Annotated in this window: 16 protein-coding genes and 1 tRNA gene; 10 read left to right on the top strand and 7 right to left on the bottom strand. The window is 66.5% G+C overall.

Going from position 1 to position 15,385, the window contains the following annotated elements; all coding sequences use genetic code 11:
- Positions 1-109 precede the first annotated feature (109 nt).
- On the top strand, positions 110-535 hold the full coding sequence (locus RZN05_RS18865; protein WP_317228227.1) for an organic hydroperoxide resistance protein: 426 nt from the start codon (positions 110-112) through the stop codon (positions 533-535).
- Positions 536-554: 19 nt separating this feature from the next.
- Here RZN05_RS18865 and glmM read toward each other — a convergent pair whose 3' ends face one another.
- The gene (glmM, locus tag RZN05_RS18870; protein ID WP_317228228.1) at positions 555-1,895 is read right to left on the bottom strand and encodes a phosphoglucosamine mutase; all 1,341 of its coding nucleotides are present in this window, start codon (positions 1,893-1,895) and stop codon (positions 555-557) included.
- A gap of 71 nt (positions 1,896-1,966) precedes the next feature.
- Here glmM and RZN05_RS18875 point away from each other — a divergent pair, with 71 nt between their 5' ends.
- Positions 1,967-3,241: a dicarboxylate/amino acid:cation symporter gene (locus tag RZN05_RS18875; RefSeq protein ID WP_317228229.1), complete on the top strand. Its 1,275-nt coding sequence runs from the start codon at positions 1,967-1,969 to the stop codon at positions 3,239-3,241.
- Positions 3,242-3,358: 117 nt separating this feature from the next.
- On the opposite strand, the gene gorA is transcribed toward RZN05_RS18875, so the two are convergent.
- Positions 3,359-4,705, bottom strand: coding sequence for a glutathione-disulfide reductase (gene gorA / locus RZN05_RS18880; protein ID WP_317228230.1), 1,347 nt, complete (start codon positions 4,703-4,705; stop codon positions 3,359-3,361).
- 113 nt (positions 4,706-4,818) lie between these two features.
- Positions 4,819-6,312, bottom strand: coding sequence for a glucose-6-phosphate isomerase (gene pgi, locus RZN05_RS18885; RefSeq protein ID WP_317228231.1), 1,494 nt, complete (start codon positions 6,310-6,312; stop codon positions 4,819-4,821).
- Between the two features lie 103 nt (positions 6,313-6,415).
- On the opposite strand from pgi, the gene lepB reads away from it, so the two are divergent.
- The 3 genes from lepB to era are packed head-to-tail and all read left to right on the top strand — an operon-like array spanning position 6,416 to position 8,924.
- The gene (lepB, locus tag RZN05_RS18890; protein WP_317228232.1) at positions 6,416-7,282 is read left to right on the top strand and encodes a signal peptidase I; all 867 of its coding nucleotides are present in this window, start codon (positions 6,416-6,418) and stop codon (positions 7,280-7,282) included.
- Positions 7,237-7,953: a ribonuclease III gene (rnc, locus tag RZN05_RS18895; protein ID WP_317228233.1), complete on the top strand. Its 717-nt coding sequence runs from the start codon at positions 7,237-7,239 to the stop codon at positions 7,951-7,953. Before lepB ends, rnc begins: the two co-directional genes overlap by 46 nt.
- Before the next feature lie 53 nt (positions 7,954-8,006).
- A complete protein-coding gene (gene era, locus RZN05_RS18900) occupies positions 8,007-8,924 on the top strand; it encodes a GTPase Era (protein ID WP_317228234.1) in 918 nt (305 codons plus the stop codon).
- Here era and RZN05_RS18905 read toward each other — a convergent pair.
- Entirely contained in the window at positions 8,891-9,619 is a 729-nt protein-coding gene (locus tag RZN05_RS18905) for an NAD-dependent deacylase (RefSeq protein ID WP_317228235.1), read from the bottom strand. The two genes, era and RZN05_RS18905, sit on opposite strands and share 34 nt — an antisense overlap.
- A gap of 76 nt (positions 9,620-9,695) precedes the next feature.
- On the opposite strand from RZN05_RS18905, the gene RZN05_RS18910 reads away from it, so the two are divergent.
- The 4 genes from RZN05_RS18910 (at position 9,696) to RZN05_RS18925 (ending at position 11,571) form a co-directional block, all read left to right on the top strand.
- Complete coding sequence (locus RZN05_RS18910) at positions 9,696-10,013, top strand: hypothetical protein (RefSeq protein ID WP_317228236.1); 318 nt, start codon at positions 9,696-9,698, stop codon at positions 10,011-10,013.
- Positions 10,014-10,054: 41 nt separating this feature from the next.
- Positions 10,055-10,783: a 4-hydroxy-tetrahydrodipicolinate reductase gene (gene dapB, locus RZN05_RS18915; protein WP_317228237.1), complete on the top strand. Its 729-nt coding sequence runs from the start codon at positions 10,055-10,057 to the stop codon at positions 10,781-10,783.
- Positions 10,780-11,442, top strand: a complete 663-nt coding sequence (gene nth / locus RZN05_RS18920) for an endonuclease III (RefSeq protein ID WP_317228238.1) — start codon at positions 10,780-10,782, stop codon at positions 11,440-11,442. Before dapB ends, nth begins: the two co-directional genes overlap by 4 nt.
- 52 nt (positions 11,443-11,494) lie before the next feature.
- Positions 11,495-11,571, top strand: a tRNA-Arg gene (locus RZN05_RS18925).
- A gap of 10 nt (positions 11,572-11,581) precedes the next feature.
- Here RZN05_RS18925 and RZN05_RS18930 read toward each other — a convergent pair.
- From RZN05_RS18930 to RZN05_RS18940, 3 genes are all read right to left on the bottom strand, one after another.
- Positions 11,582-11,998, bottom strand: coding sequence for a tyrosine-type recombinase/integrase (locus tag RZN05_RS18930; protein ID WP_317228571.1), 417 nt, complete (start codon positions 11,996-11,998; stop codon positions 11,582-11,584).
- On the bottom strand, positions 11,937-12,194 hold the full coding sequence (locus tag RZN05_RS18935) for a hypothetical protein (protein ID WP_317228585.1): 258 nt from the start codon (positions 12,192-12,194) through the stop codon (positions 11,937-11,939). Before RZN05_RS18935 ends, RZN05_RS18930 begins: the two co-directional genes overlap by 62 nt.
- Positions 12,195-12,972: 778 nt before the next feature.
- Entirely contained in the window at positions 12,973-13,632 is a 660-nt protein-coding gene (locus RZN05_RS18940) for an aspartyl/asparaginyl beta-hydroxylase domain-containing protein (RefSeq protein ID WP_317228239.1), read from the bottom strand.
- A gap of 453 nt (positions 13,633-14,085) precedes the next feature.
- Between RZN05_RS18940 and hslU the strand changes: the two genes are divergently transcribed.
- A complete protein-coding gene (gene hslU / locus RZN05_RS18945; protein ID WP_317228240.1) occupies positions 14,086-15,381 on the top strand; it encodes an ATP-dependent protease ATPase subunit HslU in 1,296 nt (431 codons plus the stop codon).
- Positions 15,382-15,385 lie beyond the last annotated feature (4 nt).

Genomic DNA, 15,385 nt, shown 5'->3' on the forward strand with positions numbered 1-15,385 from the left:
GATATCGCGAATGTATATCGCGATAAATATTTGTCTGGACAAGCGCTCCGACACCAGTTAGAGGTTAATTATCGCGATAATCATTATCGCAGAAACTAGGAGCCATGTCATGTCCGTCGATGTCAAATACCGCACCCGCGCCACCTCGAATGGCGGTCGCGACGGCGAAGCCCGCAGCGAGGACGGCCGTTTCGTCGCCAAGCTCTCGACGCCGAAGGAACTAGGCGGCGCCGGCGGCGACGGCACCAACCCCGAGCAGCTGTTCGCAGCGGGCTATTCGGCGTGCTTCATCGGCGCGCTCAAGGTTGCCGGCCAGCAGTTGAAGCTCAACGTGCCGGCGGAGACCACGGTCACCGCGACGGTGGGTATCGGCCCGCGCGCGGCAGGCGGCTTCGGCATCACCGCGGACCTGGAAGTCAATCTGCCGGGGATCGAGCGCGCCGATGCCGAGAAGCTCGTCGAGGCCGCGCACCAGATCTGCCCCTATTCGAACGCCACGCGCAACAATGTGGATGTCGGGCTGACCCTCGCCTGACCGGCGTAGCGGCGGTGGTCTAGGCCGCCGCCGCGCGCACCGCGTCGCAGATGCGATCGACCACCGCCTCGACCTGGCCGCGGTCGTCGCCTTCGGCCATCACGCGGATCACCGGCTCGGTGCCCGAAGGTCGGATCACGAGGCGGCCGTTGCCCGAAAGCTCGGCCTCGGCGCCGGCGATGGCGTCCTGGACGCGTGCATCGTCGAGCGGCTTGCCGCCCTTGAAGCGCACATTCTTGAGGATCTGCGGCAGCGGATCGAAGCGATGGAGGACTTCGCTGGCCGGCGCGTCGGCGCGGACGATCTCGGCGAGCACCTGCAGCGCCGCGACCAGCCCGTCGCCGGTGGTGGCGTAGTCGGAGAGGATGATGTGCCCGCTCTGCTCGCCGCCGACATTGTAGCCCGACGACCGCATCTTCTCGAGGACGTACCGATCGCCGACCGACGTGCGGACCATGCCGAGCCCCTGCGCGGCCAAGTGGCGTTCGAGGCCGAGGTTCGACATCACCGTCGTGACCAGCCCGCCCCCGGCGAGCCGACCCTGGCGCGCCCAGCCGGCGGCGATCAGCGCCATCAGCTGATCGCCGTCGATGACCTTGCCGGTCTCGTCCACCACGATCAGCCGGTCGGCATCGCCATCGAGCGCGATACCGATATGCGCGCCCGATCCCACCACGGTCTCGCACAAGGTATCCGGCGCAGTCGATCCGACGCCGTCGTTGATGTTCTTGCCATTCGGGGTGACGCCGATGGCGATCACTTCGGCGCCGAGCTCCCACAGCGCCGAGGGGGCGACCTGGTACGCCGCGCCATTGGCGCAATCGATCACCACCTTCAATCCGTCGAGCGTGAGGTCGCTCGGGAAGGTCGACTTGGCGGCGTGGGTATAGCGCCCGCGGGCATCCTCCACCCGACGGGCGCGGCCGATATTCGCCGAGGCGGCAAGCGGCACGTCGCCGTCGATCAGCTTCTCGATCGCCAGCTCGTCCTCGTCGGAGAGCTTGAACCCGTCGGGGCCGAACAACTTGATGCCGTTATCGGCATAGGGATTGTGGCTCGCCGAGATCATCACGCCCATATCGGCGCGCATCGACTGGGTGAGCATCGCCACTGCGGGGGTGGGCATCGGTCCGACCAGCACCACGTCCATGCCGACGCTGGTGAACCCCGCGACCATCGCGTTTTCGAGCATATAGCCCGAGAGCCGCGTATCCTTGCCGATCACCACGCGGTGCTTGTGATCGCCGCGCACGAAATGCGCGCCGGCCGCCATGCCGACCTTCATCGCCATTGCTGCAGTCATCGTCGCGACGTTGGTGGTGCCGCGAATTCCATCGGTGCCGAAATATTTTCTTGCCATGCCCTGCCTGTTCGCGCCCTTGTGGCGGTTCGTGTCCGCAGGGATAGCGGCGAAAACTGCAAAGGGCGAGCATGTCGCAACCTACCCGTATTCTTCTGTCGCTCATCGTCGGGCTGACCGTTGGGGCCTTGTTCGCCGCCTACGCGCCGCAGACCGGGCTGGCAGTGGCCGAAATCGCCCAGCCGATCGGGCAGGCCTGGCTCAACGGGCTGCAGATGACGATCGTGCCGCTGGTCGTCGCGCTGCTGATCACCGGCGTGACCGCGACTGCCGAGGCCGCGCAGGCGGGACGGCTTGCGGGGCGCGCGATCGCGCTCTATGTCGTTGTGCTGTTCCTCTCCGCGACTGCCGCCGCGATCCTGACCCCGCTGTTTCTCCAGATCGCGCCCTTGCCGCAGGAATCGGCGGCGAGCCTGCGCGCGGCGCTGGCCGGGGCCGAGAAGATCGGCCCGGTGCCGCCGATCGGCGAGTTCATCGCCGCGATCATTCCTGCCAATATCGTCAAGGCCGCGGCGGAGAACGCCTTCCTGTCGCTGATCATCTTCTCACTGGTATTCGCCTTCGCGGTCACGCGCGTCGGCGCGGAGGCGCGAACGATGATGACGCGCTTCTTCATCGCACTGCGCGACGTGATGCTGGTGGTGATCGACTGGGTGCTGTGGATCGGACCGATCGGCGTGTTCGCGCTGGCCCTGGTGGTCGGCGCTAAGGCGGGAACGGGCGCGTTCGGCGCGCTGATCCACTATATCCTCGTGGTTGCCGGGGTCGGCCTCGTGGTGACCTTGTTCGCCTATCCGGTCGCGGTATTTGGCGGGCGGGTGCGTTTCGCGCGCTATGTCCGTGCGGCGACGCCAAGCCAGGCCGTGGCGCTGAGCACCCAATCGTCGCTGGCGACGTTGCCGGTGATGATCGAAGGCGCAAGTGGGCTGGGCGTACCGGTCGCGGTCTCGGGCGTGACGCTGCCACTGGCGGTAGCGATCTTTCGCGCCACCGGCCCGGCGATGAACTTCGCCGTCGCCATCTACGTCGCCTCGTGGTTCCAGGTGCCGCTGAGCCCCGCGACGCTCGCGGTGGGCGTGGTGGTCGCCACGCTCACGTCGCTCGGGTCGGTCAGCCTGCCGGGCACGGTAAGCTATGTCAGCGCGATCGCGCCCGTCGCCGCGACGATCGGGGCGCCGGTGGCGCCGCTCGGGCTGCTCGTCGCGGTCGAGACGCTGCCCGACATCATGCGCACCGTCGGCAACGTCACCTGGGACCTGGCGACCACGGCCTGGCTATCGCGCCGGGCCGACAAGGTGCCGCTCGACGAGGCGGATGTGATGCTGCAGGAATCCGCCAACAGCTGAGTCCTGCCCTCTACCCCGGCGAAGGCCGGGGCCCAGTTGCTAAGTCCTTCGGGAGGGCGAGGTTGCTCGCTGGCCCCGTCGAGACTGGGCTCCGGCATTCGCCGGGGTACAGATTACCTACTTCAGCAGCACCAGCTCCTCGGCCATGCTCGGGTGCAGCGCGACGGTGTCGTCGAAGGCTTCCTTGGTGAGCCCAGCCTTCACTGCCACCGCGGCGGCCTGGAGGATTTCCGGCGCATCCGGCCCGATCATGTGGATGCCGACCACCCGACCGGTCATCCCGTCGCACACCATTTTATACAGCGCGCGCTCGTTGCGGTTGGCGAGCACGTTCTTCATCGCGCGGAAGTCCGAGGCATAGACCTTGACCGAGCCGAGCTTGTTGCGCGCCTCGCCCTCGGTCATCCCGACGCTGGCGATCGGCGGATGGCTGAACACGGCGCTCGGCACGCAGCTGTAATCGACCGTCCGCGGATTGTTGCCGAAGATTGTGTCGGCGAAGGCTTGGCCCTCGCGGATCGCGATCGGGGTGAGCTGGATGCGATTGGTGACGTCGCCGACGGCGTAGATGCTCTCGACGCTCGACTGGTTGCGCTCGTCGACCTTGACCGCACCCTTGGCGTCGAGCTCGATCCCGACCTCCTCGAGCCCCAGATCCTTCGAATTGGGGACGCGGCCGGTGGCGAACAGGACGACGTCGAACTCCATCGGTTCCTGCCCGGTGAGGAACACTTTCAGGCACCCGTTTTCGAGCTTTTCGATCTTCTCGAACTCGGCGTGGAAGCGGAAGTCGATGCCCTTGGTCAGCGAGATCTGGAGCAGCCGGTCGCGGACCGAATGGTCATAGCCGCGAAGGATCACGTCGGTGCGGTTGACCACCGTCACATGGCTGCCGAATTCGTTGAAGATCCCGGCGAATTCGTTGGCGATATAGCCGCCGCCCGCGATCAGGATGCGCTTGGGAAGCGCGTCGAGATGGAAGACTTCGTTCGAGGTGATGCCGTGCTCGCTACCCGGGAATTCGGGAACGTGCGGGTGCGCGCCGGTAGCGATCAGGATGTATTTCGACGTGATTTTCTTGCCCGAGGCGAGCGTCACTTCGTGCGGGCCGGTGACCGTCGCGCGTTCGAGGATGATCTCGGCGCCGGCGTTGCCGAGACCCTGGGTGTAGAGGCCGTTTAGGCGATCGACGTCGCCAAGGACGTTGTCGCGCAGGGTCGCCCAGTCGAAATCGCATTCGGGGACCTGCCAGCCGAAGCGCTTGGCATCCTTGAGGTCCTCGGCGAAATGCGCGCCATAGACGAGCAGCTTCTTGGGGACGCAGCCGCGGATCACGCAGGTGCCGCCGACGCGATACTCCTCGGCCACCGCCACCTTGGCGCCATAGGCCGCCGACACGCGTGAGGCCCGGACGCCGCCCGACCCCGCACCAATAACGAAGAGATCGTAATCGTATTCGGACATGCTGACTTCCGTTCGCCCCGAACCTGTCGAAGGGCAGAGTGCCACGGGCGTGGCGCGAGTGGAAAGCGGGCTTCGACAGGCTCAACCCAAACGGAAGATAGGGTTGCGCAGCCTTAGCCGAAAGCCCGCGCGATCAAGTCGGTCGTCGAAGGATCGAAATCCCCGCCGCCCTGCGCCGCAGCCTTGGCCATCTCCTTGCCGAGCTCGACGCCGAACTGGTCGAACGGGTTGATCCCGAGCAAAACTGCGTTGACGAAGGTCCGCTGCTCGTAGAACGCGAGCAGCGCGCCGAGCGTGCGCGGATCGAGCGTGTCGAGTAGCAGCGTCGAACTCGGCCGGTCGCCGGGATAGGCGCGGGCGAGATCGTCGTGCGGCTTGCCTGCCATCAGCGCGGCGCCTTGCGCGAACATGTTGAGCAGCAGTTGATTGTGGTGCGCATCGGCCTGGCCGTCGCCGGCCTCGATCACCCCAACGAACTCTACGGGCACGAGCCGGGTGCCCTGGTGGAGCAGCTGGAACACTGCGTGCTGCGCATCGGTGCCGACGCCGCCCCAGGTAATTGGTGCCGTCGGCCAATCGACCGGCTGGCCCTCGGCGGTGACGCGCTTGCCGTTCGATTCCATCTCCAGTTGCTGGAGGTAGCTCGGCAGCAGCCGCAGCCGCTCGTCATAGGCGAAGGTGGCGCGCGTCTCGCAGCCGCGCGCCTGGGCGTAATAGAGGTCTGCGAAGGCGGCGAGCGCCGGCGCGTTCTTGTCGAGCGGAGTCAGGCGGAAATGGCGGTCCATTTCGGCGGCGCCTTCGAGCATCTCCTCGAACGCATCCCAGCCCAGCGCCAGCGCCGCGGGGAAGCCGATCGACGACCACAGCGAATAGCGCCCGCCGACCGACTCGGTGAAGGGCAGCACGCGCGTCTCGTCGACGCCCCATTCGATTGCCTTTTCGGGCGCCGCGGTGAGCGCGATCACGCGGCCGTAGGGATCCTCGACGCCATGGGCTTCGAGCCAGCCCAATGCGCTGTCGGCGTTGAGCATCGTCTCGGTGGTAGTGAAGGTCTTCGATGCAACGGCGATCAGCGTCGCCTGCGGGTCGAAGCGGTCGAGCGCCTCGTCGAGCGCCGCGCCATCGACATTGGAGACCACCGCAACGTCGTAGCGATCGGCATCGCGGCCGAGCGCATCGACGAGCAGGTCGGGGCCCAGAGCCGAGCCACCGATGCCGATATGGAGAATATGGCGGACGGGGCCCAGGGCCTCGGCCTCGATCGCGTCGATAAGCGCGCGCATGCGGCTGTGGAAGCCGCGAGCGCGGGCGACGCTTTCCGGGGCGCCTTCGCCGCGCTCGGCGGTGTGCTCGGCGGCGCGGCCTTCGGTGACGTTGATCGCCTGGCCGGCGAACAGCGCGTCACGCTTGGCGGCAAGTCCCATGTCCGCGGCGAGCGCGGCAAAGGCCTGCACCGCCTGTGGCGTCAGATGCGTCTTCGACCAATCGAAATGGATCCCCGCGACATCGGCCGAAAGCGTGGCGACGCGGCCAGAGTCCCTATCGAAGAGCTGCTTGAGCGGCGCGGCCTCCAACGCACGAATCGTCGACCAGTCGGGCAATGCCATGTTCATCTCCTTGAGCGCAGGCTGCCCCTATCGTTCCCTCGCTGCGGCTGCCACCGGATTCAGCCGCTTGACCTCCCCGTCCAGCGCACGCAGAGCACGCCATATGGAAAATGCGCCCTCGACCGAGCCCGAAAAGCCCGCAGCCGATGCCCCCAAGCCCTATTCGGTGGGGACCGCACCGGCCGAAAAGCCCAAGTCGGAGTGGAAGGATCTCGGCTCTTTCCTGATCAAGCTTGCGCTGATCGTGTTCGTGGTGCGCAGCTTCATCTTCTCGCCTTTCTCGATTCCCAGCGAATCGATGCTGCCGCGGCTGCTGATCGGCGACTATCTGTTCATCACCAAGTGGAACTACGGCTATTCGAAGCATTCGCTGCCGTGGAGCCTGCCGCTGATCCCGGGGCGCGTCTTCGGCGGCACGCCCGAGCGCGGCGACGTGGTGGTGTTCAAGGCGCCGCCGGGCAACGATACCGACTGGATCAAGCGCGTCATCGGCCTGCCGGGCGATACCGTGCAGATGATCGACGGCCAGTTGATCCTCAACGGCAAGGCGATCCCGAAGAATCGCATCGCGCAGTTCGTGTTGCCGATCACGCCCAACTTCCAGCGCTGCCAGCCGCAGTTCCAGAATGTCGATGCGCAGGGCAACCAGGTGTGCAGCATCCCGCGCTTCCGCGAGACGCTGCCCAACGGCAAGAGCTATGACGTGCTCGACCAAGGCAGCTATCCCAAGGACAATACCGGCATCTATTCGGTGCCCGCGGGCCATGTCTTCCTGATGGGCGACAATCGCGACAATTCGACCGACAGCCGCTTCAGTCACGCCGATGGGGGCATCGAGTTCGTGCCCCTGGAGAATCTGGAGGGCAAGGCAGTGGTCAGCTTCTGGTCGACCGACGGCAGCGCCAACTGGATCCTGCCCTGGACGTGGTTCACCGCCGCGCGCTGGAACCGGCTGGGAGAAGGCTTCTGACCGCCGCGGCGCTGGGGGGCTGGATCGCAGAGACTTTCGGCCGCAAGCCTGCGGACCTCGCGGCCTATCAGCGCGCGCTGACGCATGGCAGCCAGGCGGCGGCCAATTACGAGCGGATGGAGTTTCTCGGCGACCGCGTACTCGGCCTCGTCATCGCCGAATGGCTGTTCGAGAAATTCCCCGACGAGCCTGAGGGTGCGCTGTCGCGCCGGCTCAACGCACTGGTGACCGGGCCGGTCTGCGCCGATGTCGCGCGCGAAGTGGGCGTTGTGCCGTATCTGCGGCTGGGCAAGCAGGCGCGCGAGGACGGCGCGGCGGACAGCGACAATGTGCTGGGCGACGTGATCGAGGCGCTGATCGGCGCGCTCTATCTGGAGTTCGGGCTCGAGCCCGCACGGGCGTTCATCCGCAAAGCCTGGTGCGAGCGGATCGGCACGCAGGGCCAGGCGCCCAAGCACCCCAAGTCAGCGCTCCAGGAATGGGCCGCGGCGAACAACCGCCGCCCGCCCGAATATGAGATCGTCGACCGCTCGGGACCGAACCACTCGCCGCGGTTCAAGGTCAAGGTGAGCATCGGCAAGCTCCCGGACGCGACCGGCGAGGGCACGAGCAAGCAGGAAGCGGAGACCACGGCTGCGGCGGCGCTGCTGGAAAAGCTGGCTTCCAGGTAACGCGGAAAGATCGCCCTTCGACAAGTTCGGGGCGAACGGGGTAAGGGCACGGAATGTCCCTTGATACTCCCGATTCCCCCACCCAACGCTGCGGCGTCATCGCCATCGTCGGCGCGCCGAACGCCGGCAAGTCCACCCTGGTCAACCAGCTCGTCGGCCAGAAGGTCGCGATCGTCAGCCCCAAGGCGCAGACCACGCGCGCACGATTGATGGGCATCGCGATCGAAGGCGACGCCCAACTCATCCTGGTCGACACCCCCGGCATCTTCACGCCCGAGCGCCGGCTCGATCGTGCGATGGTCGCCGCGGCCTGGGAGGGCACCGATGGCGCCGACCTGATCGCGCTGGTGGTCGACGGCAAGGGCGGGACGGGCTCCAAGGTCCAGCAGGTCATCGAGAGCCTCGCCAACCGCCCCGAGCGGAAGATCCTGATCCTCAACAAGGTCGATATCGCCGACAAGCCGCGGTTGCTCGGCCACGCCGCCAAGCTCAATGAAATGCTGCCCTTCGACGAGACCTTTTTCGTCAGCGCGCAGACCGGCGACGGCGTGCCCGAGCTCAAGGCCGCGCTGGCCAAGGTGATGCCGGCGAGCGCATGGCATTTCCCCGAGGACCAGGTATCCGACGCGACCGAGCGGATGATCGCCGCCGAAGTGACGCGCGAGCAGCTCTATCTCCAGCTGCACGCCGAGCTGCCTTATGCCAGCGCGATCGAGACCGAGAAATATTCGGAGCGGCCCGACGGCTCGGTCGAGATCCACCAGCAGATCCTCGTCGCGCGCGACACCCAGCGCGCGATCGTGCTCGGCAAGGGCGGCGCGCGAATCAAGGAGATCGGCGCCCGCGCCCGCGCCGAGCTGTCGCGGATCATGGGGGTGCCGGTGCACCTCTACCTCCACGTCAAGGTCAACCCGAAATGGGAAGAGGACCGCGGGCTCTATCGCGAGATCGGGCTCGACTGGGTCGACTGACTCAGAACTTCCTCGACCCATTCGGGCACCAGCGTCCCCGCCGGCCCCATCCGGCTCTCCTCGAACCAGATGCTCCCCTCGGATGGATCGAGATTGAGCTCTAGAGTCGCCGCGCCGCGATGCCGTGCGGTCTGGACGAAGCCTGCGGCGGGATAGACCGCCCCCGACGTCCCGATCGACACGAACAGATCGGCCTGGGCAAGCGCCGCCTCGATCCGCTCCATCTGGTACGGCATCTCGCCGAAGAACACGATGTCGGGGCGCAGCGCCGGCGTTCCGCAATTGGGGCATTCGCTCTCAGGCGGCAGCGGCGCGTCCCAGCGCTCGCGCACCCCGCAAGCCGCGCACAATGCCGACTTCAACTCGCCATGCATGTGCAGCAGCCGCTGCGATCCGGCGCGTTCGTGCAGGTCGTCGACATTCTGGGTGACCAGCAGCAGCTCGCCCGGCCACTGCGCTTCAAGCCGCGCCAGCGCCAGATGCGCGGCGTTGGGCTCGACCTGCGCCAGCTTGGCGCGACGCTCGTCGTAGAAGCGATGGACCAGCTCGGCGTCGCGCGCCAGCGCCTGGGGCGTGCAGACATCCTCGACGCGATGCCCCTCCCACAGCCCGCCGGGCCCGCGAAAGGTCGCGACGCCGCTCTCGGCGGAGACGCCGGCGCCGGTGAGGATGACGATGCTGTGGAAGTCGGCCATCCGTACTCCCTACAAGCTGCCATGCCGCTGCCGCAAATCGAGGGTTGAATGCGGGCACCCTTGGAGTGCCTGCCCGATGCTGCTCGCCTTGTTGCTCGCCCTCCAGGACCGCCCGGTATTCCCCGGTGGCGAAGAGGACGGCACGCGAACGATCGCCACCACGCCCAATTGCGACAAGGCAGGTGACGAAATCGTGGTGTGCGGCACCGCCGACCCGGAGCAGTACCGGCTGCGCAAGGTCGCGCCGCGCTATGTCGAGCCGCTGGTACGCGCGGCGGTGCAGGTCGGGCCGGGCGAAGTCGCGGTCGAGGGCGAGCAGCGCAACTTCCCCGGCGCTACCGCTCCGGCCGCGACGGTCCGTTTCCGGATGCCGCTGGGCAAGAAACCTAAATAGCCCCTGTCGCGCAGCCCCCCGATTGTGCCACAGCGTGGGGCATGACAAGCATCGGTATTTTCGGGAGCATGGGGCGCATGGGGCAGGCGATCGCCGCGGTCGCGCCCAGCCTGGGCGCGCAGGTCGCGGGCGGCGCGGACATGGGCGACAATCCCGTCGATCTCGCCCGCAAAGCCGATGTGCTGGTCGATTTCTCGGCCCCCGCCGCGCTCGAGGCGCATCTCGCCGCGGCGCGCGCGGCGTGGACTCCGATCATGGTCGGCACCACCGGCCTCGGCGCGCACCACCACGCGCTGATCGATGCCGCCGCGGCCGAGATCGCCGTGCTCCAGACCGGCAATACCTCGGTCGGCGTTGGCCTGCTCGCCCGGCTGGTGCGCGAGGCCGCGGCGCGGCTCGGGGCCGACTGGGACATCGAGATCGTCGAGATGCATCACCGCAACAAGGCCGACGCGCCCTCGGGCACCGCGCTGATTCTCGGTAACGCCGCGGCGCACGGCATCGGCACCACGCTGACCGAGGCGGGGGTCAGCGATCGCGCCGGGCTCACCGGCCCGCGCGCCGACGGGACGATCGGCATGGCGAGCCTGCGCGGCGGATCGGTGATCGGCGATCACAGCGTCATCTTCGCCACCGCGGGGGAGCGGATCGAACTCACGCATCGCGCCGACGATCGTGCGATCTTCGCGCGCGGCGCGGTCCAGGCGGCGCTCTGGCTCAAGGGCCAGCAGCCCGGCCGCTACACGATGGACCAGGTACTCGGCCTTTGAACAAGGCGGAGATCGTCGAGTTCTTCGCGCGGCTCGCGGCGGACAACCCGCATCCCGAGACCGAGCTCGAATACAGCAATCCCTACACGCTGCTCGTCGCGGTGGCGCTATCGGCGCAGATGACCGATGTGGGGGTCAACAAGGCGACGCGAAAGCTGTTCGCGCTGGCCGACACGCCCGAAAAGATGCTCGCGCTCGGCGAGGATACGCTGCGCGAGCATCTCCGCACGATCAATTTCTACAACACCAAGGTGAAGAACGTCCTCGCCCTCAGCCGCGCGCTGATCGAGCACCATGAAGGCGACGTCCCCGCGGATCGCGCGGCGCTCGAGGCGCTGCCCGGGGTCGGGCGCAAGACCGCGAACGTCGTGCTCAACACTGCCTTCGGCCGAGAGACCTTCGCAGTCGACACGCACATCTTCCGCGTCGGCAACCGCACCGGCCTCGCCCGCGGCAAGACTCCGCTCGACGTCGAATCGAAGCTCGAGAAGCGCGTCCCCCAGCCCTTCCGCCTCCACGCGCATCACTGGCTGATCCTGCACGGCCGCTACACGTGCAAGGCGCGCACGCCCGAATGTTGGCGCTGCGTGGTGGCCGACCTGTGCGCCTACAAGCCCAAGACCCCAGCGCCCGCCGCGCGCAAGCAAGCGGCGCGCTGACAAAGGAAACGGCTGGCGCGCGCTGTTTTGCTTTGCTAGGCGCGGCTTCCAGGCACCCGTAGCTCAGCTGGATAGAGCGCTGCCCTCCGAAGGCAGAGGTCACAGGTTCGAATCCTGTCGGGTGCGCCACCTTGTTCGTTTACGCCTTCGATTTCAGCGTCTTGAGATCGCGAGTGGCTAACCGCTCGCGAAGGTTAGCCATCAGCTTCTCAGCAGGCGCGTCGCTCAGCAGTTCTTGCGACGCCGCGGTAGTGTACCGCGCGACCTCGCCATCGGTCGTGTGACCGGTCCACGCCTTGATCTCCTGGTTGCTGTACCCTGCCTCTGCGAAGCGCCGGGCGGCCGCCTTCCTGAGGCCATGGGCCGAGCAATCTATGAGGCTCGCCTGGTCGCACCAGTCCCGGAACTTGTTGCCGAAGCCCCTTGCGGGTGAAGGGCGCGTCCCCCTCGTTGAGCAGGAACAAGAGACCCCAGACGGCGCAGCAAGGATCGATTCAGCGAGCGCTCGATCCAGTCGCGCTCCCCGCGCCGCTGGCGCGCCAAGTGCGCCATAGATCGGCGGATGAGCTTGAGCCCGCTCTCGCGTCGCCCGGCAGCAACAGTGCCGCCTGCATCGCCTCGAACGCCTTCCGCACAGAATAGACGGACACATCGAAGCCGGCCGTCTTGTCCAGCAGCCCCGCCATTTGCGGCGGGATCGGCATGATGGGCCGCTGCTTTTTCTTCGCTTGGCCGCGCGGGTTCAGGCTCATCGCGCGAGCGTTCGAATGCCACTGGTCTCGCGCCCGGTGGGTCGACACATCGTGCGCCGTATCCGGCCGCGCCCAGGTCGCCACGCTGATCTGAAGGAAGCGGTGCAGCCGCTCGCGCTGCGCCCGGCGGCTATCTGCATCCTTAGGGCCGGGCCGGGCTTTGCCTAGGGCGCCACGCAGTAGCGGAACATCGCTGCCAGCGTCTTGACGTCAGCTCGGTGGACCGGCGTGCGGCTGACCTCCTCGGGCTTCTTGGCGGCGAAGGCGGCGGGGAACAGCGTATCCTTGCGCCCGTAGGCGAAGTTGATCGCTGCGGCGAGCTGTCGGACGCTCGCCTCGACCGTGCCAGGCGAGCGCTCGCGCTGCTCGCCGTTCGGCGATCCATGCGCGCAGCCAGGACATCCGCGCCGAGATCCATGCAGCTGCCAACGCCTCCGACGCCACTGCCGAGGACGTCTTCGCGATCGATATCACCGCTGGCTATCCGGCCGGGCCGATCAGCCCGCCGGCGGTACCTGCACAGGAAAGCTGATCATCGCCCACACCGATGTTAGCGCGCTCGCGCCCGCAATACGATCGCGAGCAACGACCGCTTGGTGACCCTTCGCGGCGGGATACCGTATCTCTTCAGCGGGCACTGCTTCCCATCGATGCGGATGGGGATATCGCGGGGCCCATACGCGCGACATAGAATGTCTTGGCAGTGCTCTACGCATAGGGCGATGTGAATTGGTGCCGATTCAGGTTCAAGGAGGATGCTTATCCTCCAGTCCGCGAGCTAGGCGCGGTGCTCCCGCGCCTTGCCCAGCGCCATGCGGAGGACATAATGCGCGCGGTCCGCGATCGTCCGTGGCTGCAGGACCGTGTCACGCGCCAGCTTCCACGCCATTATCGCCACGAATTGGGCAAGGTGGATGTAGACCGCCGCCGTCATGCGGGGAAAGCAGAATGCCGTCTCTGGCGCGCGCTTCACATCAATAACCAGGTGGACTCGATCAAGCTCACCCCCATTCACGGCAGCGTGCCGGCCGGAAGTGTCGATCGCCCAAACCTCTCCTACGGGCAGGTGATAGTCGCGGCGCTCGATGCGAAGCACAGCGCTGGCGTTCGTGCGCAGCGGAATATGGATTCGGGAAATTCCGAACAACAGGTTGCCCGATTGGTCCCGGTGTTCATGCTGTTCCGAGTGGGGCGCCATGTTGTAGTAATTGACCATGACGACGTTATGTCGACCGAGGCGGTCGAGCAGCTCTGTGAGGAGCGGGAGCTCGGCGACACGATCAGCACCGACCATATCGAAGATGCGAACCCCGGACCAAGCCGTTTGACCTTGATGGGCGCTAGTCAGGTCGCGCGCGCATATCGTGTGGAATTCCTCGTACAGCGCATCCGCATCGACTCGCTCGCCGGTGCGCAAAATGCAGGGATAGTTGCCCATCTACCGTTTCCTTCCCCAAATTCTGCGATGTTCACGACGAGATTGGACTCGCCAGCGATACCCCGAGAAAGCGACCCCCGCCGCAAGAACCGCCATAAGAAAGTAAGCGATGTAGTGGCGCATATCCTGAAAGCTGCGCCTGCGTTTGCGCTTTGTCTAGTTCAAACGATTCGCCCCCTCCCTCCGTCAGGCATCGCGATGCCTGACGGAGGGAGCGTGTGATGCCGATGCCGGACGTAACCCCGCTGTCAACGCAGGCTTCGGCTGGACCGCAGCGGGCGCGGGGGAGCATTCCTGACTTTGCTGGCGCTCATCGTTCGCCAGGTCGGACCGTGGAAAAAGCAAACATCGGAAGCGGAGGCGCGGTTGGCCGGCTTTCGTCCTTCCCGCTTGAAGCAACGCGCGCCGCCCATATCTAGGACGAAACGAAGCATGAAAGCCCTTTTCCCCAAAATGAACGACACTCTCACGCCCAAGGCGATCGTCGCCGCGCTCGATTCGCATATCATCGGCCAGAAGGACGCCAAGAAGGCCGTCGCCGTCGCGCTGCGCAATCGCTGGCGCCGCCAGCAGCTCAGCGCCGATCTCCGCGACGAGGTCACGCCCAAGAACATCCTGATGATCGGGCCGACCGGATGCGGCAAGACCGAGATCAGCCGCCGGCTGGCGAAGCTCGCCGACGCGCCCTTCGTGAAGGTGGAAGCGACCAAGTTCACCGAAGTCGGCTATGTCGGCCGCGACGTCGAGCAGATCGCACGCGACCTGGTCGAGGAAGCGATCCGGCTGGAGAAGGAGCGCCGCCGCGCCGCGGTCAAGGACAAGGCCGAGGAAGCCGCGATGGGCCGCCTGCTCGACGCACTCACCGGCAAGGACGCGTCGACCGCCACCCGCGAGGCATTCAAGCAGCGTTTCCACGACGGCGTGCTCGACAATACCGAGATCGAGATCGAAGTCGAGCAGGCCGCCGCCGCCCCGTTCGAGGTCCCCGGCGCGCCGATGCAGATGATCAACCTCGGCGAGATGATGAAGGGCCTGTCGGGCGGCACGCCGCTCAAGCGCCGGAAACTCAACGTCCGCGCCGCCTGGGACAAGCTGGTCGACGAAGAGGCCGACAAGCGGCTCGACCAGGACGAGGTGAGCCGCCAGGCACTCGCCGACGCCGAGGCCAACGGCATCGTCTTCCTCGACGAGATCGACAAGATCGCGGTGAGCGACGTGCGCGGCGGATCGGTCAGCCGCGAAGGCGTCCAGCGCGACCTGTTGCCGCTAATCGAGGGCACGACGGTCGCCACCAAATACGGCCCGATGAAGACCGATCACATCCTGTTCATCGCAAGCGGCGCGTTCCACGTCGCCAAGCCGAGCGACCTGCTCCCCGAGCTCCAGGGCCGCCTGCCGATCCGCGTGGAATTGAAGGCGCTGACCGAAGAGGATTTCGTCGCGATCCTCTCGGACACCAAGGCGAGCCTTGTCCAGCAATATGCCGCGCTGCTCGGCACTGAGGGCGTGCAGATCGATTTCACCGAGGACGGCATCCGCGCGGTCGCGAGGATCGCCGCGGAGGTCAACGGCGAGATCGAGAATATCGGCGCCCGCCGGCTCCAGACGGTGATGGAGAAGCTGCTCGAGGAAGTCAGCTTCGACGCCGAGGACCGCGCCGGATCGACGCTGGTGATCGATGCCGCCTATGTCGACGAGCAGCTCGCCGCCGTTGCGCGCAACACCGATCTGAGCCGCTACGTGCTGTAACGCG

The sequence above is a fragment of the Sphingomonas sp. HF-S4 genome, from assembly GCF_032911445.1.
In the GTDB taxonomy this organism is placed as follows: Bacteria; Pseudomonadota; Alphaproteobacteria; order Sphingomonadales; family Sphingomonadaceae; genus Sphingomonas; species Sphingomonas agrestis.

Coding starts and splice junctions, on each gene's coding strand:
- pgi (WP_317228231.1), bottom strand. CDS start 6,312: ATGGCATTGCCCGACTGGTCGACGATTCGTGCGTTGGAGGCCGCGCCG.
- era (WP_317228234.1), top strand. CDS start 8,007: ATGTCCCTTGATACTCCCGATTCCCCCACCCAACGCTGCGGCGTCATC.
- RZN05_RS18935 (WP_317228585.1), bottom strand. CDS start 12,194: ATGAGCCTGAACCCGCGCGGCCAAGCGAAGAAAAAGCAGCGGCCCATC.
- RZN05_RS18865 (WP_317228227.1), top strand. CDS start 110: ATGTCCGTCGATGTCAAATACCGCACCCGCGCCACCTCGAATGGCGGT.
- gorA (WP_317228230.1), bottom strand. CDS start 4,705: ATGTCCGAATACGATTACGATCTCTTCGTTATTGGTGCGGGGTCGGGC.
- RZN05_RS18875 (WP_317228229.1), top strand. CDS start 1,967: ATGTCGCAACCTACCCGTATTCTTCTGTCGCTCATCGTCGGGCTGACC.
- lepB (WP_317228232.1), top strand. CDS start 6,416: ATGGAAAATGCGCCCTCGACCGAGCCCGAAAAGCCCGCAGCCGATGCC.
- dapB (WP_317228237.1), top strand. CDS start 10,055: ATGACAAGCATCGGTATTTTCGGGAGCATGGGGCGCATGGGGCAGGCG.
- glmM (WP_317228228.1), bottom strand. CDS start 1,895: ATGGCAAGAAAATATTTCGGCACCGATGGAATTCGCGGCACCACCAAC.
- RZN05_RS18940 (WP_317228239.1), bottom strand. CDS start 13,632: ATGGGCAACTATCCCTGCATTTTGCGCACCGGCGAGCGAGTCGATGCG.
- RZN05_RS18910 (WP_317228236.1), top strand. CDS start 9,696: ATGCTGCTCGCCTTGTTGCTCGCCCTCCAGGACCGCCCGGTATTCCCC.
- hslU (WP_317228240.1), top strand. CDS start 14,086: ATGAACGACACTCTCACGCCCAAGGCGATCGTCGCCGCGCTCGATTCG.
- RZN05_RS18905 (WP_317228235.1), bottom strand. CDS start 9,619: ATGGCCGACTTCCACAGCATCGTCATCCTCACCGGCGCCGGCGTCTCC.